Origin of the sequence: Halosolutus amylolyticus, assembly GCF_023566055.1 — an archaeon.
GTDB classification, from domain to species: domain Archaea; phylum Halobacteriota; class Halobacteria; order Halobacteriales; family Natrialbaceae; genus Halosolutus; species Halosolutus amylolyticus.
In genome coordinates this window covers 160476-184672 of sequence record NZ_JALIQP010000005.1, presented here as the reverse complement: position 1 = coordinate 184672, position 24197 = coordinate 160476, and the positions used below count along the sequence as shown (strand labels likewise).

27 protein-coding genes are annotated in these 24197 nt (G+C 64.7%); 12 read left to right on the top strand and 15 right to left on the bottom strand.

The genetic code is table 11. From position 1 onward, the window contains the following. The first annotated feature begins 100 nt into the window (after positions 1–100). From MUN73_RS18945 to MUN73_RS18925, 5 genes are all read left to right on the top strand, one after another. Entirely contained in the window at positions 101–391 is a 291-nt protein-coding gene (locus MUN73_RS18945) for a ubiquitin-like small modifier protein 1 (protein WP_250142077.1), read from the top strand. A gap of 141 nt (positions 392–532) precedes the next feature. Continuing rightward, positions 533–742, top strand: coding sequence for a hypothetical protein (locus tag MUN73_RS18940; protein ID WP_250142076.1), 210 nt, complete (start codon positions 533–535; stop codon positions 740–742). Positions 743–832: 90 nt separating this feature from the next. After that, positions 833–1093: a MoaD-like domain-containing protein gene (locus MUN73_RS18935; RefSeq protein WP_250142075.1), complete on the top strand. Its 261-nt coding sequence runs from the start codon at positions 833–835 to the stop codon at positions 1091–1093. Then, positions 1093–1464: a DUF8048 family protein gene (locus MUN73_RS18930; RefSeq protein WP_250142074.1), complete on the top strand. Its 372-nt coding sequence runs from the start codon at positions 1093–1095 to the stop codon at positions 1462–1464. The genes MUN73_RS18935 and MUN73_RS18930 overlap by 1 nt, the downstream gene beginning before the upstream one ends. Positions 1465–1654: 190 nt before the next feature. Beyond that, entirely contained in the window at positions 1655–2107 is a 453-nt protein-coding gene (locus MUN73_RS18925) for a pyridoxamine 5'-phosphate oxidase family protein (protein WP_250142073.1), read from the top strand. A gap of 45 nt (positions 2108–2152) precedes the next feature. Here MUN73_RS18925 and MUN73_RS18920 read toward each other — a convergent pair whose 3' ends face one another. Together MUN73_RS18920 and MUN73_RS18915 are read right to left on the bottom strand one after the other, a co-directional pair. After that, on the bottom strand, positions 2153–2302 hold the full coding sequence (locus MUN73_RS18920) for a DUF7560 family zinc ribbon protein (RefSeq protein WP_250142072.1): 150 nt from the start codon (positions 2300–2302) through the stop codon (positions 2153–2155). 118 nt (positions 2303–2420) lie between these two features. Beyond that, positions 2421–3077 carry a helix-turn-helix domain-containing protein gene (locus MUN73_RS18915; protein WP_250142071.1) on the bottom strand — a complete coding sequence of 219 codons (657 nt, stop codon included), beginning with the start codon at positions 3075–3077 and terminating at the stop codon, positions 2421–2423. A 165-nt stretch (positions 3078–3242) separates the two neighbouring features. Here MUN73_RS18915 and MUN73_RS18910 point away from each other — a divergent pair, with 165 nt between their 5' ends. Further along, positions 3243–3626: a winged helix-turn-helix domain-containing protein gene (locus MUN73_RS18910; protein ID WP_250142070.1), complete on the top strand. Its 384-nt coding sequence runs from the start codon at positions 3243–3245 to the stop codon at positions 3624–3626. 121 nt (positions 3627–3747) lie between these two features. Here the strand turns inward: MUN73_RS18910 and MUN73_RS18905 are convergent, their stop codons facing one another. After that, positions 3748–4341: a YIP1 family protein gene (locus tag MUN73_RS18905; protein WP_250142069.1), complete on the bottom strand. Its 594-nt coding sequence runs from the start codon at positions 4339–4341 to the stop codon at positions 3748–3750. Between the two features lie 102 nt (positions 4342–4443). Further along, on the bottom strand, positions 4444–6579 hold the full coding sequence (gene fdhF / locus MUN73_RS18900) for a formate dehydrogenase subunit alpha (RefSeq protein ID WP_250142068.1): 2136 nt from the start codon (positions 6577–6579) through the stop codon (positions 4444–4446). 173 nt (positions 6580–6752) lie between these two features. On the opposite strand from fdhF, the gene MUN73_RS18895 reads away from it, so the two are divergent. Then, positions 6753–7310, top strand: coding sequence for a hypothetical protein (locus MUN73_RS18895; protein ID WP_250142067.1), 558 nt, complete (start codon positions 6753–6755; stop codon positions 7308–7310). Between the two features lie 178 nt (positions 7311–7488). On the opposite strand, the gene MUN73_RS18890 is transcribed toward MUN73_RS18895, so the two are convergent. The 3 genes from MUN73_RS18890 to MUN73_RS18880 all read right to left on the bottom strand — a co-directional run bounded on the left by MUN73_RS18890 (position 7489) and on the right by MUN73_RS18880 (position 11951). Beyond that, positions 7489–9417 (bottom strand): aldehyde ferredoxin oxidoreductase family protein, encoded by a 1929-nt coding sequence (locus tag MUN73_RS18890; protein WP_250142066.1) that lies wholly within the window; start codon positions 9415–9417, stop codon positions 7489–7491. Between the two features lie 312 nt (positions 9418–9729). Further along, complete coding sequence (locus tag MUN73_RS18885) at positions 9730–9924, bottom strand: DUF1328 family protein (protein WP_250142065.1); 195 nt, start codon at positions 9922–9924, stop codon at positions 9730–9732. A gap of 152 nt (positions 9925–10076) precedes the next feature. Continuing rightward, the gene (locus MUN73_RS18880; RefSeq protein WP_250142064.1) at positions 10077–11951 is read right to left on the bottom strand and encodes a bacterio-opsin activator domain-containing protein; all 1875 of its coding nucleotides are present in this window, start codon (positions 11949–11951) and stop codon (positions 10077–10079) included. A gap of 110 nt (positions 11952–12061) precedes the next feature. Here MUN73_RS18880 and MUN73_RS18875 point away from each other — a divergent pair, with 110 nt between their 5' ends. The 3 genes from MUN73_RS18875 to MUN73_RS18865 all read left to right on the top strand — a co-directional run bounded on the left by MUN73_RS18875 (position 12062) and on the right by MUN73_RS18865 (position 13947). Continuing rightward, complete coding sequence (locus tag MUN73_RS18875) at positions 12062–12253, top strand: HVO_0649 family zinc finger protein (RefSeq protein ID WP_250142063.1); 192 nt, start codon at positions 12062–12064, stop codon at positions 12251–12253. Positions 12254–12378: 125 nt separating this feature from the next. After that, positions 12379–13476, top strand: coding sequence for an archaeosine biosynthesis radical SAM protein RaSEA (locus tag MUN73_RS18870; protein WP_250142062.1), 1098 nt, complete (start codon positions 12379–12381; stop codon positions 13474–13476). A gap of 252 nt (positions 13477–13728) precedes the next feature. Then, positions 13729–13947 (top strand): HalOD1 output domain-containing protein, encoded by a 219-nt coding sequence (locus MUN73_RS18865; protein WP_321575776.1) that lies wholly within the window; start codon positions 13729–13731, stop codon positions 13945–13947. 6 nt (positions 13948–13953) lie between these two features. Here the strand turns inward: MUN73_RS18865 and MUN73_RS22825 are convergent, their stop codons facing one another. The 7 genes from MUN73_RS22825 to MUN73_RS18835 form a co-directional block, all read right to left on the bottom strand. Continuing rightward, a complete protein-coding gene (locus MUN73_RS22825; protein WP_425492738.1) occupies positions 13954–14343 on the bottom strand; it encodes a DUF7521 family protein in 390 nt (129 codons plus the stop codon). Further along, complete coding sequence (locus MUN73_RS18860) at positions 14336–15094, bottom strand: DUF7344 domain-containing protein (RefSeq protein ID WP_250142061.1); 759 nt, start codon at positions 15092–15094, stop codon at positions 14336–14338. The genes MUN73_RS22825 and MUN73_RS18860 overlap by 8 nt, the downstream gene beginning before the upstream one ends. A gap of 809 nt (positions 15095–15903) precedes the next feature. Continuing rightward, positions 15904–17061: an MFS transporter gene (locus tag MUN73_RS18855; protein ID WP_250142060.1), complete on the bottom strand. Its 1158-nt coding sequence runs from the start codon at positions 17059–17061 to the stop codon at positions 15904–15906. Between the two features lie 115 nt (positions 17062–17176). Beyond that, complete coding sequence (locus tag MUN73_RS18850; RefSeq protein ID WP_250142059.1) at positions 17177–20335, bottom strand: PAS domain S-box protein; 3159 nt, start codon at positions 20333–20335, stop codon at positions 17177–17179. Between the two features lie 142 nt (positions 20336–20477). Continuing rightward, on the bottom strand, positions 20478–21158 hold the full coding sequence (gene purQ / locus MUN73_RS18845) for a phosphoribosylformylglycinamidine synthase I (protein WP_250142058.1): 681 nt from the start codon (positions 21156–21158) through the stop codon (positions 20478–20480). 59 nt (positions 21159–21217) lie between these two features. After that, on the bottom strand, positions 21218–21469 hold the full coding sequence (gene purS / locus MUN73_RS18840) for a phosphoribosylformylglycinamidine synthase subunit PurS (RefSeq protein WP_250142057.1): 252 nt from the start codon (positions 21467–21469) through the stop codon (positions 21218–21220). An 87-nt stretch (positions 21470–21556) separates the two neighbouring features. Beyond that, a complete protein-coding gene (locus MUN73_RS18835) occupies positions 21557–21928 on the bottom strand; it encodes a rhodanese-like domain-containing protein (RefSeq protein ID WP_250142056.1) in 372 nt (123 codons plus the stop codon). A 176-nt stretch (positions 21929–22104) separates the two neighbouring features. Between MUN73_RS18835 and MUN73_RS18830 the strand changes: the two genes are divergently transcribed. Further along, positions 22105–22518, top strand: a complete 414-nt coding sequence (locus tag MUN73_RS18830; protein ID WP_250142055.1) for an SHOCT domain-containing protein — start codon at positions 22105–22107, stop codon at positions 22516–22518. 78 nt (positions 22519–22596) lie between these two features. Here MUN73_RS18830 and ddfA read toward each other — a convergent pair whose 3' ends face one another. Further along, complete coding sequence (gene ddfA / locus MUN73_RS18825) at positions 22597–22911, bottom strand: DdfA family disk-determining factor (protein WP_250142054.1); 315 nt, start codon at positions 22909–22911, stop codon at positions 22597–22599. A 318-nt stretch (positions 22912–23229) separates the two neighbouring features. Between ddfA and MUN73_RS18820 the strand changes: the two genes are divergently transcribed. Next, positions 23230–24186: a formyltetrahydrofolate deformylase gene (locus MUN73_RS18820; protein WP_250142053.1), complete on the top strand. Its 957-nt coding sequence runs from the start codon at positions 23230–23232 to the stop codon at positions 24184–24186. The last annotated feature ends 11 nt before the right edge of the window (positions 24187–24197 follow it).

Sequence of the window (24197 nt, the reverse complement as noted above, 5' to 3'; positions counted from 1 at the left end):
CGTACGAGTCGATCGGGAAGGCGTCGTCCTGCTGGTCCACCCCTCGATCGCGATCCGCTTTCGGACCTACGTTTATGTCGTCACGGGGCAAGGATCCGATATGGAGATCGAACTTCGATTTTTCGCCACCTTTCGCGAGGCCGTCGGTACCAAAGAACACAGTCGGACGGTCGCGGACGACGCGACCGTCGGAGACGTTCTCGAGGCCCTCGAGGACGAGTACGAGGGCCTCGAGGGGCGACTGTTGACGGAGGACGGCGACGCGATCCGGCCACAGTTGAGCGTGCTCAAGAACGGGCGCAACGTGGTCCACATGGCGGGCCCGGCGACGGTGCTGGACGAGGGCGACGTCGTGTCGGTGTTCCCGCCGGTCGCTGGCGGCGCGGCGTAGTCGGTCACCGGCCTACTCCTACGGCGTCGTGGTGCCGGCTCCACCGCTACGGCGTCGCCGTACCAGGCCTATTGCCACAGCGTCGTTGATCGCTCCCCTTTCCACCGGAACGTTTGTTATGCCTGGCTGATACGTGTCGGTATGCTCGAAACGGTGCTTCGTCTCGTCCTCGACGGACTGGTCGAGACCCTGCTCGGCCGGAGCGAGACCCGATCGAGGGTCGAGTGGGCGTGTCTACTCCTGGGATTCGGCTGTCTCCTGGTCGCGATCTGGGTCACCGTCGCCGTTGCGGGCTGGGCCGGACTCGTCGTTGCGATCGTCGGGACCGTACTGGTGCTGTACGGCCAGTAGCGGGATTCAACGGGACGATTCCCGGTTCGAAGAACCAAAGACGATCGGCCGACGGGCGTCTTTAACCCGCCAGGGGACCAACGGGACGGCATGGGAACACGCATCGAACGCTCCTTTCGCGGCATCTCCGAGCGCCTCGCGATCCGGTACCTGACGAACCTGGGTGGCGAGCGCGTCGACGACGGCACGGTCGAAGGCGAGGACTGGTCGGCGTCGATCTCGTCCGAGAGCGTCGGGATCGGCCCCTCGCTGACGCTGACGGAGGTGACGGTCGTCTTCGAGGGCGAGGCCGAGACGCTGGACCCGCTCGTCGAGGACTTCGCACGGAAAGCGATGCGTGCGGGTGGCTGATGGCGGGCGAACCGATCGAGGGACAGGTGCTCCTGCTCACGGCCGCGAAGGCGAGCGTCGCGGGGTCCCGGCTCCCCGACCTCGTCGACCTCACCCAGGAGTTGCTGGCAGGGGAACGCGATCGGTACCGTCGCGAGTACGAACGGGTCTACGACGGGGAATCGTTCGAGGCGTTTCTGGTCGACCCCGGCCACTGGAAGACGATCGGCGACGAACTCGGGTTCGAGGGCCGCGAACTGTCGGCCGTCCGCCGGGCACACGAGGAACAGCTGTTGCGGGTCGGCCGCCGATGCGATCGGGAGTCTGAGTTCGAGACGGCCCTCGAGATCCGTGAACCGGTCCTCGTCGGGACCGGCGACGGGGGCGAGTAAGGACAGAAGGTGCGAGTGGGGAGCGACGGGAGCCAGTAGGGGCGAGGGCGCGAGGACGGAGCGACCGGCAGGGGAGTTCCGATCCGGACTCCGTCGGGGCCTGTAGAACGCCGCCAGCGGTCGACGGATCCGGCCGGTGACGATGGCAACTCTAAAGATAGTGTTTCTCCTTTGGCAAAGCAACGAGACGATGGCTATCGACAAGGAAGCCGACATGACCGATGCGGAAATCGACGAGTTCCTCGGTCATCGCGAAACCGGGGTGCTATCGCTGGCCCGGGACAACGACCCGTACGCGATCCCGATTTCGTACGGCTACGACGAGGAAAACCGGGTTTTCTACATGCGACTGGTCTCGACGCCGGACAGCGAGAAACGCGAGTTCCTCGCGTCGACGCCCCAGAGCCGCCTCGTGATCTACGACGAGGCCGAATCGACCTACCGGAGCGTCATCGCGACCGGGACCTTAGCGCGCATCGAGCCGAACGATCTGACGCCGGACCAGATCGCCCAGTACGGCGACGCGAAGCGGCCGCTGTTCGAAATCTGGGCGGAAGGAAAAGACACGCTGAACATCGAACTCTATCGACTCGACCCGGAGACGCTCGAGGGTCGGCGAACGGAAGTCGATCGGGAGGAGTAGCGCCAGTCTGAAGGGGCGACGGCGACGGAATCGACCCGACCGAAATCAGTTCGTTGGCTGTTCTGCGACGAAGTCGGCCGGGGAAACGTTTGCACCACAGACCGGACAGCCGTGAGAGAGAGTCGCCTCACGCATCGACTCGTTGACCTCGATCTCTTGTCCACAGTCGGGACACGTAAACTCGTACCTGCTCATGACGGGGTGGGTGACGGACCGTTGGTTGCCTACAGTAACGCTGGAGGTCCAGTATATATAGGATTGCGGTTCGGTACTACCGGGCAGTAGTTCCCGAAGCGTTCTTAGGGGAGGAGGTTCAGTCGTCGAGAATCGCGTCGAGGAGCTTCCGCTGGGCGGCTGACAGATGCTCCGTAAACGTCGTCCCGGTGATCCCGAGTTCGGACGCGACCTCGCCGGCGTTCGCCCGTTTCGGGTGGTCGAAGTAGCCCATCTCGTGGGCCGTCTCGAGGACCTCCAGCTGGCGGTTAGTCAGCGTGCTCCGATCGACGAACACGAGGTGTTGCTCGGCGTGGTCCTGCTCGGACTGGAGGAGCCGCTGGACGTCGAGGTTCGAGTGACGATCCTGGAGCGTCCCGATGACGGCCTGCAACCCCTCCATGTCCGGAGCGTGAAAGGTGAGGTACAGCGCCGACCCCTGTGCGCGGACGTCGACGACGGGACAGTCGTGCTGTTCGATCGCCTCGCACGGACAGCCGCGTTCGAGGTCGCGCTGGAACCGGTAGACCGACTGCGACCCGTAGGAGAAGATCTCCACGAGGTCGACGTCGGTGTCGAACTCGTCCGGCGGCTCCTCGGCCTCGAGCATGAACTCCTCGGTCATCCGCTCGGGCGCCGTCGGGTCGACGCTCTTGGTCACCGACTGTGCCGCTCCGCCGGTCTCCGCAGCCGCTTGCGCGACGACACACCCGTCCGGGTCGTCGATCCGGATCTCCGCACGAATTCCCGACGGCATTGTTCGTCCATCGGAGACCCGGCCCCCTAAACCCACCGCCCGCGATCGGTATCGCCGGTTGTCACACGCCCGAATTCCGCACCACCATATAAAGACCCCTGTATTTAGTGGGACTCAATTGGAGGGGCCCGGACCAGTACTATGGAGTAGAAACCGATGTCACCGATGAAACGCAGTCCCACGACGCAGCCAGGCTGGCCAACCGACGACGACGTCGACGCACAGGCGGTTCTCTCCGCACTGGACGACGACGGCTGCCGTGCGATTCTCGACGCGACGACCGGCGAGAGCCTGACTGCAACCGAACTCGCCGAGCAGTGTGACATCCCGACCTCGACTGCCTACCGAAAAGTCGAGAAACTGACCGAGGCCAACCTCGTCGAGGAGCGCATCCGGATCAACACGTCCGGCAAACACGCCACGGAGTATCACCGCTGTTTCGACGACGTCGTCGTCTCCGTCGGCGACGCCGGCGACGTCGAGATCGAACTGACGCAGCCGGACGCCAGTTCCGACTCCGAGTCGATGCCCGCCGTCGCCGGTGACTGATCCATCGGTCCGCGTTCGACGCCACCCTCGTTTCTACTCCGGCAGCCCTCGGCCGCGTTCTCGGCTCTTTCCCACGAACTGACCGTCAGGAACCGCACCGGCCGGGCCTGACCCCCGTCGACTACGCGACGTGCTCGACGAGGAGCACGGCCGGCGCTGGTTCGGCCGTCGAACCGAGATCGAGGACGAACGCGGCGATCACGGCGGCGAGGACGACGATGACCGGGAGGAAGTACAGGATCGACGCGAGGATGCCGGCGATCGCGGCTTTCCCGGTCGAGATGCCGTGAAACTCGGCCATACCCTTGATCTGGAGGTAGAACCCGTACAGGCCGACGAGCTGGACGATCGGGATCCACCACAGGCCGTATCGAACGACGGTCGGGAACGCGTACGCCTCGAGCGTCTTCGCCAGACCGCGCGCCCCGAACAGGTAGACGATGCCGTGTGCGAGCAGCGCCTCGACGAGCCCCAGGACCCAGAAGACGACGCCGAGTGCCAGGAATGCCACCAGGCCGATCGCCGCGTCGCCCGGGGTAGTGACGTTCAGCGCGGCAGAGAGCACCGCGAGCGGCACCATGACGGCGACGAACGAGACCAGCATGAACGCGATCGGAAAGCCGATCCCGCGCGATTCGTCGTACTTCGTGAAGAACGTTCCCGGATCACGGATCATGTACCCGTTGACCCCCTTCCACTGTTTCGCGAATCCCATATAACCCGAAGTTAAACGGAGGTATAAATATTTATTGAGTGTCCAGTAGCGGGTAAAACCATCGTCCAAATGGTAGGATAGAGAGTGAAGACCCGCGCCGAGTCAGTCGTCTGCCGGCGATTCCGCGTCGGCGGATTCGATCCCGACCTCAATCTCCGCGGCGGCGGCCTTGTACTCGGGGATCTTCGCCCGCTCGTCGAGCACGTCGTTCGTGAGTCGGTTGGCCGAGGCGGCCGCGAAGTGCGGCGTCGTCCACACCGATCCCTCCTTGATGTCCTCGGTGACCTGGGCCTGAACCGTGATCTCGCCCCGGCGAGATTTGAGGACGACGTCCTCGCCGTCCTCGATGCCGTACCGCTCGGCGTCGTTGGGATGGACGTCGACGAAGTTCTCGGGCGTCTGGCGGTTCAGCGTCGGCGATCGGCGGCTCATCGTCCCCGTGTTGTAGTGTTCCTCGAGGCGCGCGGTCGTCAGGATCAGCGGGTACTCGTCGTCGGGCGTCTCCTTCGGGGGCTGGTGGCTGACGCCCTCGATGTGTCCCAGGCCGCTCTCGGTGTCGAACTCCTCCTCGTAGAGGTACGGATCGCCCTCGTCGCCCGGTTCGTAGCAGGGCCAGTGCAGTCCTTCCTCGCCCAGCGCGTCGTAGGTCATCCCGTGGTAGATCGGACAGACCCGCCGGAGTTCCTCGAAGACGGCCTCGGGGTCCTCGAAGTCGAAGTCGTCGGCATCGAACAGGCGGCTTCCCACCGTCGAGAGAATTTCGAGGTCGTGTTTCGTGTTCTCGTGGACTTTATCGACGCCCCGCATCCGCTGGACGCGGCGATCGGTGTTGGTGACGGTCCCATCGCGTTCGGCCCAGGTCGTCGCCGGCAGGATAACGTCGGCGTACTTCGCGGTTTCCGTCATGAAGATGTCCTGGACAACCATGAACTCGAGTTGCTGGATCCGCTCGGCGACGCGGTTGGCGTCGGGTTCGGACATGACGGGATTCTCGCCCATGACGTACAGGCCGTGGACCGACTCGCCGAACTCGTGGGAGAGTTCGACGTTCGTGAGTCCGGGCTCGTCGGGCACGTCGAACCCCCAGACCTCCTCGACGGCCGCACGGGAGTCGTCGTCGTCGACGAGCTGGTAGCCCGGCAGGACGTTCGGCATCGCGCCGACGTCACAGGTGCCCTGGACGTTGTTCTGGCCGCGCAACGGGTTGACCCCGGTGCCGGGACGGCCGACGTTCCCGGTGATCAGCGCCAGGTTGATCTCGTTCTGGACGTTGTCGACGCCGCAGGCGTGCTGGCTCATCCCCATCCCCGTGAAGATAGCCGCGTTGTCGGCGCTGGCGTACTTCTTGGCGGCCAGTTCGATGTCTTCGAGCGGGACACCGCACTCCTCGGCCGCCGCCTCCCTGTCGAAGTCCGCGAGCGTCTCTTTCAGGTGGTCGAACCCGTCGGTGCGTTCCTCGATGAACGCCTCGTCGACCCAGCCGTCCTCGGGGTGTTCCTCGTGGTGCTCGAGGATCGTCTTGAGGACGATGTTCAGGAGCGGGATGTCAGTCCCCGGATTCAACTGGAGGTGCTGGTGGCGATCGGTGTCGTCGATCCCGAACGATCGCGTCGTCTTGTTCGCGTGCGGATCGACCTGGATCACCGTCGCCCCGTCGAGGACGGCCTGGCGGAAGTACTGGCTGTTGGCGATCGGGTGCTGTTCGCCCGGGTTCGCCCCCTGGATCCAGAACACGTCGGCTTCCTCCCGGAGGTCCCGCATGCTGTTGGTCATCGCGCCCGCGCCCAGGCTCGTCCGGAGCGCCCAGACCGTCGAGGCGTGACACATCCGCGTGCAGTTGTCGACGTTGTTGGTGCCGTAGCGGCGGGCGATCTTCTGGAGGAGGTAGTTCTCCTCGTTCATCGTCTTCGAGGAGCCGAAAAAGCCCATCGCGTCCGGGCCGTACTCCTCGCGGATCCGCTCGAGTTCGCCGACGATGCGGTCGTAGGCCTCCTCCCAGGTCGCCTCGCGGAACTCGCCGTCTTCCTCGATCAACGGGTCGGTGAGTCGATCCTCGTGATCGACCACCTCCGTCGCCGCGCCGCCCTTGATGCAGATGCGGCCCTCGTTGACCGGCGCGTCACCCCACGGCATGAACTGTACGTCGCCCGGTTCCTCGCCCTGCTGGATCTGGATCCCACACCCGACCCCGCAGTACGGGCAGATCGTCTTGACCGGATCGCGCTTGTCACTGGACATTGTTCTGATTTTTTAAATTTCGGACCGCGAGTCGGTACCACGTGTACTGTTACCGTCCACCGGCATGAGTCTTTCTGGCATGGACCCGGCGAGGCGGGCCCGATCGCCACGAGCAGTCTGCGAGGACCAGTGTGGGGAAACGCTCACGGATCGCCGCCGCGAAGACGCGAGAGATGGCACTCACTCGTTCGCTCGTCGCGACGAAGGCAGACGAATACCGGGAGCACGAGCCCCTGTACCCGGTCGAACGGGAGGGGATCGAGACGTTCCCGGCGGCCTTCGCGGCCGGCGACTTCGGCTGGCGAGACGTCGAGTGGGTCGTCCAGTGGTACTATCGGCGGTCCCTCGGCGCGGTTTCGAACGCCGAGCGCCGCGATCGCGAGGACCGGTTCGGCCGAAACGACTTCGAGGACGTCCGGGACGCGATCGCCGACATCACCGCCGCGACGGACCCGGCCGATCGGCTCGATCGACTGACCGCACTCGAGGGCGTCGACGTCCCGGTCGCGTCCGCCTTCCTGCTGTTCTGCGACCCCGACGCCTGCATCGTCGTCGGCGAGCGCGAGTGGGCGGTGCTTCGCGATCACGGCCACCTCGCCGACTCCTATCCCGACCCGCCGTCGGTCTCTGAGTATCGGGCCTATCTCGAGACCTGCCGATCGCTCGCCGATCGCCTCGACTGCGACATGTGGACGCTGTACCGCGCGTGCTGGCGGCTATGGAAAGAGTGAGGCGCGATCGAGAACGGGCAGTCGCGCGCTAGCCGTCAAAGACTGTGGGGTCGCGATGAACGCTCACCCGTGCTCGCGGAGCGTGGCTCCGCTCCCCATCCCGCGGCGCATAGCGCCGCGCGTCAGTCGTCCTCTCGCCCCAGCGACGACTGCGGGGTCGCGATGAACGCTCACCCGGTCAGTCGTCGCTGGGAGCCGCCGCACCACCCTCGTCCGCACTGACGCCGGTGCCGGGTCCGATCTCGATCCCGAGGTCGTCGAGTTTCTCGTCGGGGACGACGCCGTCGACCCAGCCGCGGTAGTCGTAGTACTCTTCTTTCATCTCCTCGAGTTCGCAGTACTCGCCCTCGCTGGCACCCTGGCCGCGGATGCCGTCTTCGAGGAACCGCGCCGGCAGGGAGTCGTCGCTCCCGTCGAAGCCCGCGAGGTTGTTGTAGTACCGCTCGAGGTTGTAGACCCGCTCGCCGGCCTCCATCAGTCCCTCCTCGCTCACGTCCAGTCCGGTCATCCCGTTGTACTGGAGGACGTACTCCTCGATGCCCTCCGCGAACGCGTTGAACTTGCAGATGTCGAACGAGTCGCTGATCGCGTGGAGGTTCTGGAACTCCGCGGTGAGTTCGCCCTTGCCCTCGTACTCGTAGGGATCGACCTTCTCGGGGATGCCGAGGATCTCCGCGGCGGGCGTGTACCCGCGCAGGTGGCAGGCCCCGCGGTTCGAGGTGGCGTAGCCGATCCCCATCCCTTTCATGCAACGGGGATCGTACGCGGCGATCGTCTGGCCCTTGACCGCGAGCGAGTTGTCGTGGGCGTCGCGGGCCTCGGCCACGCGGCGCGGCCCCTCGGCCAGCAGGTCCGCGAGGTCGTCCTCGCGGCGGGCGATCCGCTCGATCATGTCGATCATCGTCTCGGTGTCGCCCCACTCGAGGCCACCGATATCGTCGAGTTTGCCCTCCTCGGTCATCTCCATGGCCATCGCCATCATGTTGCCCGTGTCGATCGTGTCGACGCCCATGTCGTTACAGCGATCGATCATGAGGGCGATCTCGTCGCGTGCGGAGTTGCCGGAGTTCGGTCCGAGCGCGTACGCCGATTCGTACTCGTAGGACTCCATCCGGACGTTCATCTCCTCGCCCTTGTGCATCGCCTGCACCTCGACTTCCTTCTTGCAGGCGACCGGACAGGAGTGACAGGTCGGCTCGTCGACGAGGATGTTCTCGCGGACGTTCTCGCCGGAGACCTCCTCGGCGTCGATGTCGGCGCCCTCCGCCTCGCGCATGGCGCGGGTCGAGGTGTACTTCCCGTTTTTCGTCGGGAGACCGTCCATCTCCTCGCCGATGTTCATCAGGACGTTCGTCCCGTACATCGAGAGGCCTCCCTCGTTGGGCGCGGTCACTTCGGACTCCTGGATGGCCTGCATCGCCTGCTGGTGGCCCTCCGTGAACGTCTCCTGGTCCGCCGGTTTGGGCATCTTCGTCGAGGACTTGACGACGATCGCCTTCAGCCCCTTGTTGCCCATCACGCAGCCGGTGCCGCCCCGCCCCGAGGCGCGATCGTCCTCGTTGATGACACAGGCGTACTTGACCTCGTTCTCGCCGCCGGGGCCGATCCCCATGAAGCTCAGGTTCTTTCCGTAGGCGCCGTCGACCTCCTCCTCGAGCGCGTCACGGGTCTCGTGGACGCCCTTGCCCCAGAGGCCCGACGCGTCGCGGAGTTCGACCTCGCCGTCCTCCACGTAGGCGTAGACCGGGTCGTCTGCCTGTCCCTCGAACAGCAGGCCGTCGAAGCCGGCCCACTTCAGTCGCGCACCGGACCAGCCGCCGTGGTGACTGTCGGTGACGGTCCCGGTGAGCGGCGACTTCGTCACGACGGCGATCCGACCGCTCATCGTCACTTGCGTGCCCGACAGCGGCCCGTTCATGAACGCCAGCAGGTTGTCGGGCCCCAGCGGATCGACGTCCGGCCCCTGCTCGAAGACGTGCTTTACCCCCAGGCCGCGCGCACCGATATACTTCTTCGCGTCCTCGTCGTCGATCGACTCGTACGCGACCTCCCCATCCGAGAGGTCGATGCGGGCGACCCTGTCCTGAAAACCGCCGAGTTCTGTCATGGTAAACCCTATCTCTTATCTATGCTGTGGAGGTTGTTAGGCGTTCCCAACGTTGTGTAACCACTAGTAGTTACGTCATCGTGAGAGCGGACCGACGATCGACGCGCCGGAGGGGCGAAACGTCACCGATTCGGGACGACTCCGGGCGCAGGCAAAACCTGCGAACTCGAAACCAGAACCGATCGCGGGCCGAGTCTGTGACCGGGACGCGTACGCGCCGCTCGCAGGTGTGAGCCCCGTTCAGGACGGGGTCCGATACTCGCGGGTAGCGTCGGCGACCGACGATCGTCGACTGGCGGGACGGGCGAGCGCCTACAACAGCAAGGCGACGACCGCGAGGATGATGAAGATCAGCACGAAGATGCGGGCGATCTCCATCGAGATGCCGGCGACGCCGCGGGCACCGACGGCGGCGGCGACGATCGCGAGGATGAAGAAGATCACTGCCCAGTACAGGAATCCACCGCCGCCGACCTGGAGCGGCGTCGCCGTTGGGAGTTCGAGCATGGAACCGGCTGCCACGTCGGCTTACATAAACGGGGGCGACCGTCCGACCCTCTAAGAACGGACTACAACGGGTTAACGTGCCGTTCAACGACGTACGGGGGAGAGACGACGAGCGACGGGACGGGCGGAACCGCGGCCGCAGGCCGGCGGACTCACTCGTCGCCGAAGAACGCCCGGCACAGTTTGGCTTCCGCCGTTCGCAGGTGTTCGTGGAAGGTCGGCCGGGAGACGCCCATCGACTGGGCCAGTTCCTCGCCGGTCGTCGGCCGGGGCCACTCGAAGTAGCCGCCGAGATAGGCCCGCTGTAACGCGCCGAACTGGCGATCGGTGAGGCGCTTCTCCAGGCGGGCCGCGAACTCCTGGCGCGTCTCGCCCTCGCGTTCGCGTTGCTGGAACGAGATGACGTCGGTCCCCTCGTACCGGTCCTCGACGGCCTCGACGATCGATCGCACGTTGGCCGAGCGGGGGATCTCGAGGGTCACCCGGGCGCGGCCGTCCTCGCTCTCGATCGCTCGCGTCCGGACGCCGCGTTCGGAGAGCCACCCGACGAGGTCGTCGTCGCCGGTCACCTCGACCAGGCAGGTGTCGTCCTCGTCGCGTTCGACGAGCACGGAGAGATCGATTTCCGGCAGGTCGTCGGCGGCCGCGGCGAGATCCGCACCGCTGGCCCCGGTGGCCGTGAACAGTGACGCCGTCTCGTTGCCGGTGCGGTGGACCGAGCGGCGATACTCGAGGCGACTTCCGGTCGCGGCCGAGACGGCGACCGGCGCGACCGATCGATCGGTGAGTTCGAGGTCGACGGCGACGACGGCGTCCGTCGCGAGCATCCGACTCGTTTCGCGCGCGTTGACCCCGCTCGCGACGGCGCGGGCCAGTGCCGAGAGGATGACCGCCTCGCGATCGCCGATCGGGCGATCCGTACAGACCGTCAATACGCCGTACTCGATACCGTTGTAGATCAGCGGGAACGCCGCGTGGGTCGTCCCGTCGATCGTCGCGACGGTAGCCTCGTTCGCCGCAAGCGCGTCCGCGGTCGGATGATCCGCGTCGGCCGACACGTCGTCGAGTTCGACGCCGGCGCTCGATCGTACCTCGATCGTCCCGATCGCGGGATTGCGTTCCCCGATCCAGACCCCGTCGTAGGCCGCCTCGGCGGCGATCCGGTCACAGACCGCGGCCTCGAGTTCCGATCGTGACGTCGACCCCGCGACGACGTCCGTGACGTCCTGGATCAACCCCTCCACCCGGTCGAGGATGTACTCGAGTTCCTCGGTACGGCGCTCGAGCGCGAGTTCGGCCTCCTTGCGCGCCGTGACGTCGTTCTGGAAACCGACGTAGTTGGTCACCTCGCCCGCGTCGTCGCGGACGGGCGCGATGGTCACCTCGTTCCAGAACTCGGTGCCGTCCTTGCGGTAGTTCTTCAGTTCGACGGTGACGGGCCGCTCGTCGTCGATCGCCGCCCGCATCTCGGCGATCGCGTCGGGATCCGACTCTTCGCCCTGCAGGAGCCGACAGTTCCGGCCGACCACCTCGTCGAAACCGTAGCCGGTCAGTTCCTCGTAGGCGTCGTTGATGTAGACCAGCGGATTGTCCGGTCGGTCGGGGTCGGAGATCGAGATCCCGACCGGCGCCTCGTTGATCGCCCGGTCTTTGACGGCGCGATCGCTCGCCGCCGTCTCGGCGTCCGCCGTGAGTTCGAAGGTGATCGTCGCCCCGTCGTCACCCCGGTGGACGCGGGCGTCGTACCGACCGTGGTCGATCGCGACGGTACGAGCGGTCCCGACCGTCGTCTCGGTGATCGCCGTCTCGAGCGCGTCCCAGTACGGAGCGAGGGCGGTCGCCGCATCCGGCCGGCCTGCGTCGTCACCGGTGCCGTCGTCGGTCGCCGGCAACCCGAACGCCTCCTGGGCCGCCGGGTTCGCGTACGTGACCGTCTCGTCGGCGATCGCAACGACGGGATCGACGACCTGTTCGAGGGCAGTCGCTGCCGCCGGATTCGGACCGCCACCCGTGTCGACAGTGTTCATGAGCCTACATAGGAAGGGCATTCGTAAAGAACCCCCGGCGTTGTAGAGCAGGGGACCCGGTACCCGACCCACCCCCGAATGTTATATCGTACCACGTTATATGATAACGCATGTCTGTACACCGATCGCCGTTCGAGCGCCTCCGGGCGAAGTTCGACGAGTCGGAGGCCCGCTGCGGGGAGTGTGGCTACGTCGTCGAGGACGGCGGCTGGCGGGTCACAGCCGCCGGGAGCCGCGTCCGATACCAGTTCGTCTGTCCCACCTGCAACGCCGTCGAGACCAGAGTGATGCGTCTCGAGTAGGGACCACCCGGGCGTCGTAGCAAGCCGACTGACGAATGGCGCTTCTGTCGGGCCTCGACCCCGCGAGTGGCGACGATCGGGGCCAGACGAAGGCGCTTTACGCGCTGGACCGCTTGCCCCGTACAATGAGTAAACCCACGCCCGAGGTCTACGAGCAGGGCAAGGGCATGGACGCCCACAACCAGGTGATGCGGGAGATCCGCTCGCGCAAGGAGGCGAGCTACGATCCCCACGAGCCCACCCGCGTCTGGCTCGACGAGGACAACACGCCGACCGGCGTCAAGCGAAGCCTGACGATCATCCTGAACACCGGCGGCTGTCGCTGGGCCCGCGCCGGCGGCTGTACGATGTGTGGCTACGTCGCGGAAAGCGTCGACGGCGGCTCCGTCTCTCACGAGGCCCTGATGGACCAGATCGACGTCTGTCTCGACCACGAGGCGGAACACGCGGACGAACCCGCCGAACTCATCAAGATCTACACCTCCGGTTCGTTCCTGGACGAGCGTGAAGTCGGTGCGGAGACCCGGCGAGCGATCGCCGAGACCTTCGCCGACCGCGAGCGGATGGTCGTCGAGTCCCTGCCGGACTTCGTCGATCGCGAGAAGATCGGCGACTTCACCCGGCACGGCGTCGACACCGACGTCGCGATCGGGCTGGAGACGGCCACCGATCGCGTGCGTCACGACTGCGTGAACAAGTACTTCGACTTCGCGGACTTCGAGGCGGCCTGCGCGGAAGCCGCGACGGCCGACGAGGAAGCCGACGACGCCGAGGCGGGGATCAAGGCCTACCTCCTGATGAAGCCACCCTTCCTCACCGAGTCCGAGGCGGTCGACGACATGATCTCGTCGATCGAGCGGTGTGCCGACGTCGATGGCTGTCACACCGTCTCGATGAACCCCTGCAACGTCCAGCGCTACACGATGGTCGACGAACTCTACTTCAACGACGGCTACCGACCGCCGTGGCTGTGGTCCGTCGCGCACGTCCTCGAGGAAACCGCGGACGTCGACGCCATCGTCGTCTCGGACCCGGTCGGCCACGGCTCCGATCGCGGCCCGCACAACTGCGGGGAGTGCGACGACCTCGTCCAGAAGGCGATCAAGGACTTCGACCTCCGGCAGGATCCGACCGTGTTCGAGCAGGTCTCCTGTGACTGCGAGCGGACGTGGGAGGTCGTGATGGAGCGCGAGCGGAGTTTCAACCAGCCGCTGACGCGGTAGACGGGACGTCGCTGATGCGGTAACGGACCCGGGTCACCACGGACTGGCTCTGTTGGAACTCTCAGTATCTGATAGGATTTGCCTGCTGAATACAAGGCGCGAATGTCGCACGGGATTCGCCTCGATTTGCGCCGGTAGTGATCGGTCAGTACAGGAGATTCATTTGCGGGGAGTTGCCAACCATCATTGTTGATAATCGCCTACTTTAATTCGGGATTCAATCATAAGCGGGGCCATCGAATTAGGTCCCTAATGGGGAATCTAACGATGAGCTCACGGTCCAGTCCATCCATTGAAATTATAAATAGAGTGGCTGAAATGGAGGGACAGGATCCGATGGACTTGCCACCTCTATATGATATCGTTGACCCCGATGCACTGGACCGTCTTGCTGAATCAAGTAAGATCCAGTTTGAGTATATCGGTTACAATATAACTGTGGATAGCGGCACAATCACGATTGATCAGTAAACGTGCTTAGTCATCGTTCTGTGACTGCTGGTTCCAAAGCAATTCGTCCTCAGATGATATAGGTCCTTCCGCTGTCGAAGCATTCGAACTGTCGTACTGGAGAATTGCATAGAAGAGTAGTCCGAGCCCAGCCGCGAATAAGAGATCCTCACTGACTTGGAGGAGTAAGATTTCGGTGAATGATAAGTGATAGTCGATCGACATCCAGAGGAAGAAGACCGGATCAACGAGCGTTCCCACGACGATCAGACCGAACCCTAAGGTGGCAAACCGATACGATTCCTGATTTGTGTTTCGTCGATACGCGATGAAGCTCAATGCGGTCAGGAGACTCCCCGCTACGACTGCTCCAATGTTACTGATAACGTACGCCCATAGTTCTAACGTGCTATCCATAGTACGGATCGTTCCAGAAGTGCGGCCATTCGACTTGGCTGTTCGTTCCTTGACTAACCTCAGGGTAGGAATCCGCAAGCCCGTCTAAGAATCCGTCAAGCTTCTCAACAGCAGAGTCGTCACGATCGAAGATTATCGTGAAGACTTGTTCGATAACGGGATTATCATTGTAAGTGACATCACCCGTGTCAGGGTCAAAATTGATTACGTCGATATCGTCGAGGGATGGGAGGTGCATATGGTGTAGTGAGAGTTCGATCTCTTTGGTTGATGGTGGTTCGCCCTGATCTGGCACTGGCAAGCGGTGGTGAATCTCGTGTGCCAGTTCAGTTCGGGACTTCGTTTGGTCGATCTCGAGAACAGACAGCGTGATCCGTCGGTATTCGTGGGAGAGCGCCGAGAGTATCGTATCCATATTGTCGGCCTTGGCCCTAAGTAATCGTTCGAACCGGGGGTCATCGAGCGCAGGGTGTCCGGCGATTTGGACGTCGCTATTATCTCCATCCCACGAAATGAAGTCTGCATTTTCCAGTACTGGCAGATGCATATGGATAAGTTGCATCTGCATTGCTTCGAACTCTGTTGTATCGAGCGACGACTCTCCCTTTTCCGTGGCAGCAAGGTAGGCGGCAAGTTGTTTTACAGAGAGCGTTGGTCCCCACTTGTTCAGGGCGAGAAGACACTCCCGCCGGGGACTGGTCGCGATATACTCAAGGGTCGGATTCCGTAGATAGGTGTCTCTCTCCGTCATTATCATACTACTCAATTCCGACGGATAAATAGTGTTTTCACAGGATAATCGTACCTTCACGTTGAGTCGCTCGTTGTTTCTCCTGTACCTACTGAGCGTTTACCTAATTTCGAACTGCACCGATGCCACGGTGAACCGTTTCGGTTCTATCAGCGAGTACCGATAACAGGGTTAGAGAAGTCTACTCTCTCCCTCGTCCCCGTCGCGGGTCGTATGAGCAACTCTCGCTACAGTCACCGGAGCAACCACACTCCTTGGAGTTGCAGTTGTCACAGCAACTTCCCCGTCGAGTGATGGCCAGTGCAGTGACGAGTCCGATGGTACCGACCAGTATTCCCGGGGTTGACCCGATAACGGGGACGACAACAGTCTCCTCCCCCAAGAACACAAGACTGGCTCCGGCCAGAAGGCCAGCGATTACCATCACAGCATTACGGACGCTGACTATAGTGCGGGCAGATGCACCGAAAGTAGGAATCGTCGTTGAACCGTCTTCGCTAAAGGGCATACTTACCTATCATTCCAATACACTATAATGTTTGATTATCTCCGATCTTGTGGTATCCACAGCAATTTCAGTTCCGCGCAGTACGCAGATGTACTGACCGGTTGGTTCAGTGAATTGGGCACGAAACAAACGATGGCGCTGTGCTGCATCCATGCTCTATATTCAGCAGGATTCCTGAAATATGTCTCCGATCAAGGGTTTCGACAGATCCCACGGACTGTCTGCTACCCCACCACGACGAGTTTCGAACACCGAGCACTGCCGCCGAACGGCGACGGGTCGACGGCCCGTCCGCGACGGGTCAACTCGGGAGCCGTCCCGCGCGTTCGAGGACAACGAGGACGACGATCGTCGCGCCGAGGAGGAGCGCGGCGCTGGCGAACACCGCGTCGTAGGTGTAGCCGCGTTCGATGAACAGGCCGAGGACGGACGAGCCGATCGCCTGGGTGAGCATCCAGATCGAACTGAACACCGCGTAGGCGCTCCCCCGGGTCGAATCCGGGAGCGTGTCGAGGAGATACGTGTCCGTGGCGGGGAACAGCGCGTGAATGACGAAGCCGACGACCGCGCTGATCGCGACCAGCGCGACCAGACCGTCGATCATCGTCAGGGCGAGCAGGCACGCGGAGAACGTCCCGACGATCGCGAGCAGGTACGGCACCTGCGGGAACCTGTCGGCCAGGTCGCCGCCGAAGAAGAACGCGGGCACGCCGGCGGCGAAGACGATCGTGAGCATCGTCCCCGCCGCCCTGTCGGAGAGCCCCTTCGACTGCATGTACAGTTCGTAGAAGTTGAACACGCCCTGCCAGACGAACGACGCCGCGCCGACGATCGCCAGCGCCGTCACGATGAGCCGCCACTCCGACAGCGCGCCGGCGACGAAGTCGCGATCGGACTGGCCCGCCGTCGGCATCTCGGTCCGCCTCGCGGTGAGCCACGTGTAGGCCGTCACCACCGCCGCCCCGGCGGCGATCGCCCACAGCGAGAGCCGCCAGTCGACGAGCAACGTGAGGAGGACGAATGGGGCGGCGATCACCGCGGCGATCTGGCTGGCGGCCCCGTGGATCCCGACGACGCGGCCGACGCGCTCGGGGTAGAGTTCGCTCAGGAGCGGGTTCGCCGAGACGAAGTAGACGCCGGAGGCGATGCCCATGAGGAACGCGCCGATCATGAGGTGGGGAACCGTCCTCGCGGTCGCAGCGAGCGCGGACGACCCGGCGAGGATCACTCCGGACGCGACCACGACGCGGTGTCGCGGGACTTTCGTGAGGAGCCATCCCGTGGGGAGGCGAAGGGAGGCGCTCCCGACCCACGCGAGCGTCACGATGAGTCCGGCCGTCGCCTCACCGATCGCGAACTCCTCGATAAACACGTTCAAGAGCGGTGCGAAGACGATTCTCGCGAGGTTGAGGAGAAAGACGAGACCACAGAGGGACGCGAAGAGTCGAGCGCGGCTCACAGTCACACATTCCGACAATCGGTCACAAGCGTTCCGAAAGCAGTCCGCCACGTCGATCGGACGTCGACTCCGAACGACGGTGTCATCCCGCCGTCAGGATCGGCTCGATCGACCATCAGTCACCGGTCACCGTCCCGTCGGCCCCCGATCGGGCGGACTCGACGTCGGCGCGCGGGATCTCGAGCGTGACGATCGTCCCGCGGGGGTCGTTCTCGTCGAACCGCAGTTGCCCGCCCGACCGGGTGACGACCCAGTTGACGAGCCAGAGACCGAGTCCGCTTGCGTGGCGCAACTGGGTGATCTCCTCGTCTTCCTGGAGCAGGGCCCGTTCCTCGGCCGGCATGCCGGGGCCGTTGTCGGCGATCGAGAGCGTCACCATACCGTCCTCCTGGCAGTTACGCAGTTCGACGTCGACGGTCGGTGTCGGCTCGTCGTTGTGTTCGATCGCGTTCTCTAACACCTGGAAGACCGCGGTCTGGAAGTACTCGTCCGTCCGGGCGTAGATGTCGTCGGTGACCGAACAGGTAACCTCGACCTCGGGATACGTCGATTCGAGACGCGACGCGGCCTGCTGGACGGCCTCGGCGATGTTGACCGGCCCCGTGGCCGCCTCGCCCCGTTCGAGCGTCCGCTCGACGGCCCTGGTCTTCTCTGCGAGGCTGATGAGTTCGCTCGCCCGTTCCTGGATGGTCTGGGCGTACTCGACGTCGTCGCCCTCGACTGCCTCGGCCAGCATCTGCGCACAGCCGGTGATGATGTTCATCCCGTTTCGCAGGTCGTGACGCAGTACGCGGTTCAGGATCTCGACCCGTTGCTGGCGTTGCTTCTGTTCGGTGATGTCCGTGTAGAGCCCGAACGCCCGCTCGGACCGCTCGTCCATCTGCATCGGGACGACCCGGAGCATGAAGTCCCGCAACCCGTCGGCCGTCCGGCGTTTGACCTCCGCTTCGACGGGTTCGCCGCGGCCCCCTTTGGCGTTGAGTCGATCGGCGTCGGCCGCCCGATCGGCCGGGACGATGAACCGATCGAGGGGTTCGCCGACGACGGTCTCCGCGTCGTACCCGAAGAGGCGCTCGAACGCCGGGTTGACCTCCTCGACCGTGGGGCCGGAGCCGAGTTCGCGAACGCTGACGACGGCGTCCGGGACGTTCTCGAACAGCGCGACGAACCGATCGCGCTCCGCCTTGAGTTCGGACTCGAACGCCAGTCGATCTAGCGTATCGCTGACGTGCGAGAGCAACAGTTCCGCGAGTTCCTGGTCGTCGGCGTCGAACGCGTTCCGGTCCGTCGCGACGGCCTGGAAGACGCCGTGGTCGCCGATCGGCACACTGAGCAGGGACTGGTATTTGTCGGCCTCGCCGGCCGCGTCCTCGGCGTCGGCCACGTCCCCGATCCGGTAGGTTCGCCGGTTCCGATACGTCTTGCCGGCGATCCCCTCCTCGACGTGGATCCGCTCGACGTAGTCGGCGTCGTCGAGATTCGAGGAGATCGCCTTCTTCGCGAGGTACTCCCCGTCGATCTCGTCGGCCACGCAGACGTCGAAGTTCAACACCCGCTCGGCGGCGTCGACGGTCAACTCGAACACCGCCTCCCGAGTCTCGCAGTCGTCGAGCCTGGACGCGATCTCGTGGAGACTCTCGATTTTCGCCTTGCGATCGACGAGTTCGCGCTGCATGCGCTTGCGATCGCTGATATCCCGGAAGATGCCGACGGTCCCCTCGAGTTCGCCATCGGACCACAGGAGCGTCATGTTGACCTCGCCGGCGATCCGCTCGCCGTCGGCGGCTTCGGCGGTCACCTCGTAGGTCGCGACCCGATGGTCGGCAGCCGAGAGCAGCGCCCGGACGCGTTTCTGGCCGCGCTCGACGCTTTCGGCGGTGAGGACCGTCGACACGTGTTCCCCGAGCAGTTCCTCGCGATCGTAGCCCGTCAACTCGGTTAGCGTGTCGTTGACGGTGACGAAACGACCCTTCCGATCCAGCGCGTAGACGCTGTCGCCGACGGTCTCGACGACCGTCTTCGTCCGTTCGAGTTCCCGTTCGCGGACGGCCCGATCGAGCGCCGCTTCGGCGGTCGCCGCGAGGACGTGAACGAGGTGGATGTCGACGACGTCGAGGTCGTCCCTCCCGGAGGATGCGACCGTCAGGAGGCCGTGTTCCCCGAGCGGATGCAGGATCGCGTTCCCGACGGTGCGATCGAGGTCGTACGGAACCATGTCCGCGGACGCGTCGTCGATCACGGTCGGCTCCCCGTCCTGGTAGACGCTCCAGAGGAGGCCATCGTCCGGACCGACCGTCGAGAGGTCGCCGCTGTGGACCTCGAGCCGGGACGTCGTCGCGGCGATACTGAGCGTCCCGGTCTCGTCGTCGTAGAACCTGATGCCGGCGAGTGACTGATCGATCACGTGTTCGGTCGCGTCCATGACGATCTCGCCGATCTCCGCGACCGATTCGGCGCGCATCAGTTCGTTCGTCGTCTCCTGGAGCGCCTCCAGCGCGTTCGCCCGCTTGATGTCCCTGGTAACGTCCTGGGCGAACGAGAGGACGCTGACGACCTCGCCGTCGTCGACCAGGGGCGTACTGAACCACTCGCAGGTGATCGTCGACCCGTCCTTGCGGACGTTCTGGACGACGCGCCGACTGACCGATCCCGCGACGTCCTCGTCGACGAGGTCGGCCCAGTACTGGTCGATCGTGTCGTGATGCTCTTCGGGAACGAGCAGTTCCATCGCCTGTTTCCCGACGGCCTCGGAAGCCGAGTATCCGAACAGGTCCGCCGCGGCCGGGTTCCAGCTTCCCACGGTCCGATCGAGCGTCCACTCGACGATCGCGAGCGGCGACTGCTCGACGAGCAACGCGAGCCGATCGGAGGGATCGGCCGACGACCCGACGTGGGCGGCAGCCCGGTCGTCGTGGCGGTCGTGCTCGACGAGTTCGTCGAGCCGTGAGACGAGGGTCTCGACCCCCTGCGATCGCGGGACGTAGCCGTCGGCTCCGGCGGCGATCACCTCGCCGGCGAGCGCTTCGCTCCCGTCGACCGGGAAGACGACGATCGGCAGGTCCGCCCGACGGTCGCGGACCTGCCGACAGAGGTCGGCGGGACTCGCGTCGGGGAGTCGATCCGACGTCACCACGCAGTCGGCACTCGGGAGTCGCTCCAGGCAGGCGGCTACGGACGCGACGACCTCGACCGTGAACGCGGCGGTGCTCGCGGCCGTGCTGACCTCGCCCGTCGCACCGGGATCGACGTACACGATACGTGTTCCGTGGGCCATGGGAAGTTGTCGAGTCGTTCGAGTACCGGGACCAACGAACTATAGGGTCCTAACTGTTCGACTCGTTTCAGTCGGTGAGTCGTGGTTCGGCAGTCGTTGGAGGGAATCGACGGAGGGGGAGGATAAACGTGATGGCCGGCCGTCAGGGCGACTCGAAGCCACGGAGGACGCCCTGTCCGTCCGTGGGTCCGACGTCCGGGAGCGTCGCGCGCTCGGGATGGGGCATCAGGACCGCGACGGAGTCGGTCTCGCCGAGGACGCCCGCGACGTCGTGTTTCGAGCCGTTCGGGTTCGCGTCCGGGCCGGTCTCGCCGGTCTCGTCGCAGTACCGGAAGAGGACCCGGTCCTCGTCCTCGAGTTCGGCCAGCCGATCGTCTCCGATCTCGTACCGGCCTTCGCCGTGGGCGATCGGCACCTCGATGACCTCACCCTCCTCGTAGGCCTCGGTCCACGGCGTATCCGTGCGCTCGGCCCTGAGATAGACGTGTTCACACTGGAAACGAGCGCTCTCGTTGGTGGTGAACGCGCCCTCCGTCAGCCCCGCCTCGCAGCCGATCTGGGCCCCGTTGCAGACCCCGAGGACGGGGACGCCGTCGGCGGCGGCCTCGCGGACCGTGGCCATGATCGGCGATCGGGCGGCCATCGCACCCGCACGGAGGTAGTCACCGTAGGAGAACCCCCCGGGAAGCAGGATCCCCGTAGTGTCCTCGGGCAGACCGTCCTCGTGCCAGACGATTTCGGCGTCGATCCCGAGGTGGTCGAGCGCGCGCTCGGCGTCGCGATCGCAGTTCGAGCCGCCGAATCTGATGATCGAAACCGTCACAGTCGACACCCCTTGGTGTGTCGACCGACGGTTTCGATCACGGTGTATGCGACCGTCATCTACCGTTCGTCGACCTCCACGTCGTAGTCGTGGATGGTCGGGTTCGCGAGCAGCCGTTCTGCCATCTCGCTCGCGCGCTCGTGGGCGGCCTCCGCGGAGTCCGCGTCGAGGTCGACCTCGAACCGGTCGGCCGATCGGAGCGCCTCGAGTTCGAAGCCGAGACGCTCCAGGGCCTGCTTCGTGGTCTCGGCCTCGGGATCCAGGACGCCGTGTTTGAGTCGAACCGTCACCGTCGCGGTGTAGGCGGTCATTACCTTGAATCCCGTATCCGTGCTCAAAAACGCTTTCGACTTTCCTGTGTAATGCACGTTCGTGGATAGTCGATCGGCGCGGCGCGATCACGGGAGCAGCCGACGGACCGCGGCACCGAGTCGGTAGCCGAGCGACCCGTTTCGGTAGCCCTTCCAGCGGCGCATCCCGCCCGCGAGGGTCGCGGCGTCGTACCCCTCCTCCTCGAGGACGGCGGTCGCCTTCCGGGCGACGAGTCCCGCTTTGCAGACCGTGACGACGGTCCCGTCGTCCGGAATCCGCGAGAGCGAATCGCGCAACTCGGAGTCGTCTCCGCCCCGGAGCGCGTGGTAGACGGGAACGTTTCGACTCCCGTCGATGTGTGACCGCTGGTACGTCTCCCGCGGTCGAATGTCGAGGACGAACACCCGATCGTCGCCCTCGAGTCGACTGTCGAGTTCGGCCGGACTTATCTTGCTCATAGCACCCAATATCGCCCACGTCCACAAAACGAGCCGGGTTCGCGTCGCCGGTGGGACCAGTCCGTGCAGTCTTCTGTCAGAGAGAGCGATCCCCGAGCAGCCGTCGCACGGAATCTGTCCCGTTGTACCCGCCGCCGATGACAGGTGTTTTTGTGTTGGTCGGCGAACACTACTGCATGGCCAGCACCCGATCGTCCGGACGCCTGTCGGTGCCGACAGTCGTCGTCATCGTCGCGCTCCTCGCCGCGTTCGTCGCGCTCGCACTCATCGACTCGGGGCTCGCGGTCATCGTAGCGATCGTCGCGTTCGTCTTCGGCGGCGACGTCCTTCGCGAACTCGTCTCGGGGGTCACCGACGACGAATTCGAGGCCGATCCCGAGGACCCGGCTGCCGATCGCGATCGGACGGCCGACGCCCTCGAGCGATTGCGAACGCGGTACGCCGACGGCGAACTCTCCGACGACGAGTTCGAACGAAAACTCGAGACGCTCCTCTCGACGGAGACGCTCGCCGACGTCGAGCGACACCTCGAGACCGTCCCTGACGAGTCGGCGCAGGACGATCGCGAACTCGAACGATCGACCGAGTGACCGGTCGATCCCCGCTCCCCCTCGCGCGACGCTCCGTCGACGCCGGGCGGCCGATCCGTCGACGGCCGTGCGGCCCACTCATCCCGCCCGCGTGACGACGACGGTCCCGCTCGCGTGGACCGTTATCGAATACGCGTCGAACCGGAACGAAACCCGACCGCCGTTCCGGCTGGTGGACCCGTTCGCGGGTTCGAAGAGCGTCTCGAGGCTGTCCGGGTCGATCCGATCGTAGAGCCGGTCGAGTTCCGCCGGGTCCCGCCCCGAGAGGCTCGCAACGGTCGAGACGATGGTAGTAGATAGTGAGGTGTCGGTCTCCCAGTCGTGGGAGACGACCGCCGTCTCCGTCTCGGGGTCGATCCCAGCTCCGCCGTGGTTCGATCGTGTTGCAGTCATTGTATTCACCGTGCGAAGATCGTCACGCGTCGTGACAGAACTGTCCACCACAGTCGAAGGCATAAAACCCTGTCAGACATTTTGCACGCATTTGTACGACGAATGCAATTCGATCGGGGGACGTGGGAGGGGTCCCGGTCACCCGTTTGTCAGACACCGATCGTCGTGGACGCGTCAGACGCGGTTCGGCCGATCGGGGAGCGACCGCGGAACGGTGGCCACCGTTCTCACACGTGCCCACGGAAAGCAGGACTTTTAGCCGCCCGTGGACTGGATCCGTACTGATGGATCGACATTCGCTCGAGCGGAGGTGGCAGGATGACGACTGACCTGACCGAAATCACGGTTATCGGAGACGACGACACCGGATTGATCGCTCGCGTCACGAGCCTCCTGTTCGAGCGCGGGATCAACATCGAGGACTTGGACCAGGCGGTTCGCGACGGCGTCTTCCGGATGTACCTCGCCGTGGACACCTCGGAGATGGTCTGTACCGAGGAGACGCTGCGCGCGGACCTCCACGACCTCGGCGACGACCTCGGACTCGACGTCCAGGTCCGGTTCCCGGCCGATCGGGACCACCAGCGGATCGCCGTCCTCGTCACGAAGGAGAGCCACTGTCTCGAGGCGCTGTTCGAGGCGTGGGCCAACGACGAACTCGGGGCCGACATCGGCGTCGTCATCGGCAACCACGACGACCTCCAGCCGCTCGCCGAACACTACGACGTGCCGTTTCACGACATCGGCGACGATGGCGGCCAGCAGAACGAGGAGCAACTGCTCGAACTCCTCGGCGAGTACGACGTCGACCTGATCGTCCTCGCGCGCTACATGCGCATTCTCTCGCCCAACGTCGTCTTCCGGTACGAGGACCGGATCATCAACGTCCATCCCTCGCTCCTGCCGGCGTTCCCCGGTGCCGAGGCCTACCGCCAGGCCCTGGACGAGGGCGTCCGCGTCGCCGGCGTCACCGCCCACTACGTGACGACCGACCTGGACCAGGGACCGATCATCACGCAGCGCGCGTTCGACGTCCCCGACGACGCCGACCTCGACGACATGAAACGCCGCGGCCAGCCACTGGAGGCAAGCGCCCTGCTGGAGGCCGTCCGGCTTCACCTGAACGGCGACGTCTCCGTCCACCGCGGCCGCACGAGCGTGCGCGAAAACGGCGATCGCTACCAGCTCGGCCTGCCCGAGGAACTGGCGGACGTCACGCCCGATCGGCCGGTCGACGGAATCGGGACGGCAGTCGCCGAGGACCGGTCCCAGTAACCGCACCGAAG

Coding starts and splice junctions, on each gene's coding strand:
- MUN73_RS18945 (WP_250142077.1), top strand. CDS start 101: ATGGAGATCGAACTTCGATTTTTCGCCACCTTTCGCGAGGCCGTCGGT.
- MUN73_RS18940 (WP_250142076.1), top strand. CDS start 533: ATGCTCGAAACGGTGCTTCGTCTCGTCCTCGACGGACTGGTCGAGACC.
- MUN73_RS18935 (WP_250142075.1), top strand. CDS start 833: ATGGGAACACGCATCGAACGCTCCTTTCGCGGCATCTCCGAGCGCCTC.
- MUN73_RS18930 (WP_250142074.1), top strand. CDS start 1,093: ATGGCGGGCGAACCGATCGAGGGACAGGTGCTCCTGCTCACGGCCGCG.
- MUN73_RS18925 (WP_250142073.1), top strand. CDS start 1,655: ATGGCTATCGACAAGGAAGCCGACATGACCGATGCGGAAATCGACGAG.
- MUN73_RS18920 (WP_250142072.1), bottom strand. CDS start 2,302: ATGAGCAGGTACGAGTTTACGTGTCCCGACTGTGGACAAGAGATCGAG.
- MUN73_RS18915 (WP_250142071.1), bottom strand. CDS start 3,077: ATGCCGTCGGGAATTCGTGCGGAGATCCGGATCGACGACCCGGACGGG.
- MUN73_RS18910 (WP_250142070.1), top strand. CDS start 3,243: ATGAAACGCAGTCCCACGACGCAGCCAGGCTGGCCAACCGACGACGAC.
- MUN73_RS18905 (WP_250142069.1), bottom strand. CDS start 4,341: ATGGGATTCGCGAAACAGTGGAAGGGGGTCAACGGGTACATGATCCGT.
- fdhF (WP_250142068.1), bottom strand. CDS start 6,579: ATGTCCAGTGACAAGCGCGATCCGGTCAAGACGATCTGCCCGTACTGC.
- MUN73_RS18895 (WP_250142067.1), top strand. CDS start 6,753: ATGGCACTCACTCGTTCGCTCGTCGCGACGAAGGCAGACGAATACCGG.
- MUN73_RS18890 (WP_250142066.1), bottom strand. CDS start 9,417: ATGACAGAACTCGGCGGTTTTCAGGACAGGGTCGCCCGCATCGACCTC.
- MUN73_RS18885 (WP_250142065.1), bottom strand. CDS start 9,924: ATGCTCGAACTCCCAACGGCGACGCCGCTCCAGGTCGGCGGCGGTGGA.
- MUN73_RS18880 (WP_250142064.1), bottom strand. CDS start 11,951: ATGAACACTGTCGACACGGGTGGCGGTCCGAATCCGGCGGCAGCGACT.
- MUN73_RS18875 (WP_250142063.1), top strand. CDS start 12,062: ATGTCTGTACACCGATCGCCGTTCGAGCGCCTCCGGGCGAAGTTCGAC.
- MUN73_RS18870 (WP_250142062.1), top strand. CDS start 12,379: ATGAGTAAACCCACGCCCGAGGTCTACGAGCAGGGCAAGGGCATGGAC.
- MUN73_RS18865 (WP_321575776.1), top strand. CDS start 13,729: ATGGGGAATCTAACGATGAGCTCACGGTCCAGTCCATCCATTGAAATT.
- MUN73_RS22825 (WP_425492738.1), bottom strand. CDS start 14,343: ATGGATAGCACGTTAGAACTATGGGCGTACGTTATCAGTAACATTGGA.
- MUN73_RS18860 (WP_250142061.1), bottom strand. CDS start 15,094: ATGACGGAGAGAGACACCTATCTACGGAATCCGACCCTTGAGTATATC.
- MUN73_RS18850 (WP_250142059.1), bottom strand. CDS start 20,335: ATGGCCCACGGAACACGTATCGTGTACGTCGATCCCGGTGCGACGGGC.
- purS (WP_250142057.1), bottom strand. CDS start 21,469: ATGACCGCCTACACCGCGACGGTGACGGTTCGACTCAAACACGGCGTC.
- MUN73_RS18835 (WP_250142056.1), bottom strand. CDS start 21,928: ATGAGCAAGATAAGTCCGGCCGAACTCGACAGTCGACTCGAGGGCGAC.
- MUN73_RS18830 (WP_250142055.1), top strand. CDS start 22,105: ATGGCCAGCACCCGATCGTCCGGACGCCTGTCGGTGCCGACAGTCGTC.
- ddfA (WP_250142054.1), bottom strand. CDS start 22,911: ATGACTGCAACACGATCGAACCACGGCGGAGCTGGGATCGACCCCGAG.
- MUN73_RS18820 (WP_250142053.1), top strand. CDS start 23,230: ATGACGACTGACCTGACCGAAATCACGGTTATCGGAGACGACGACACC.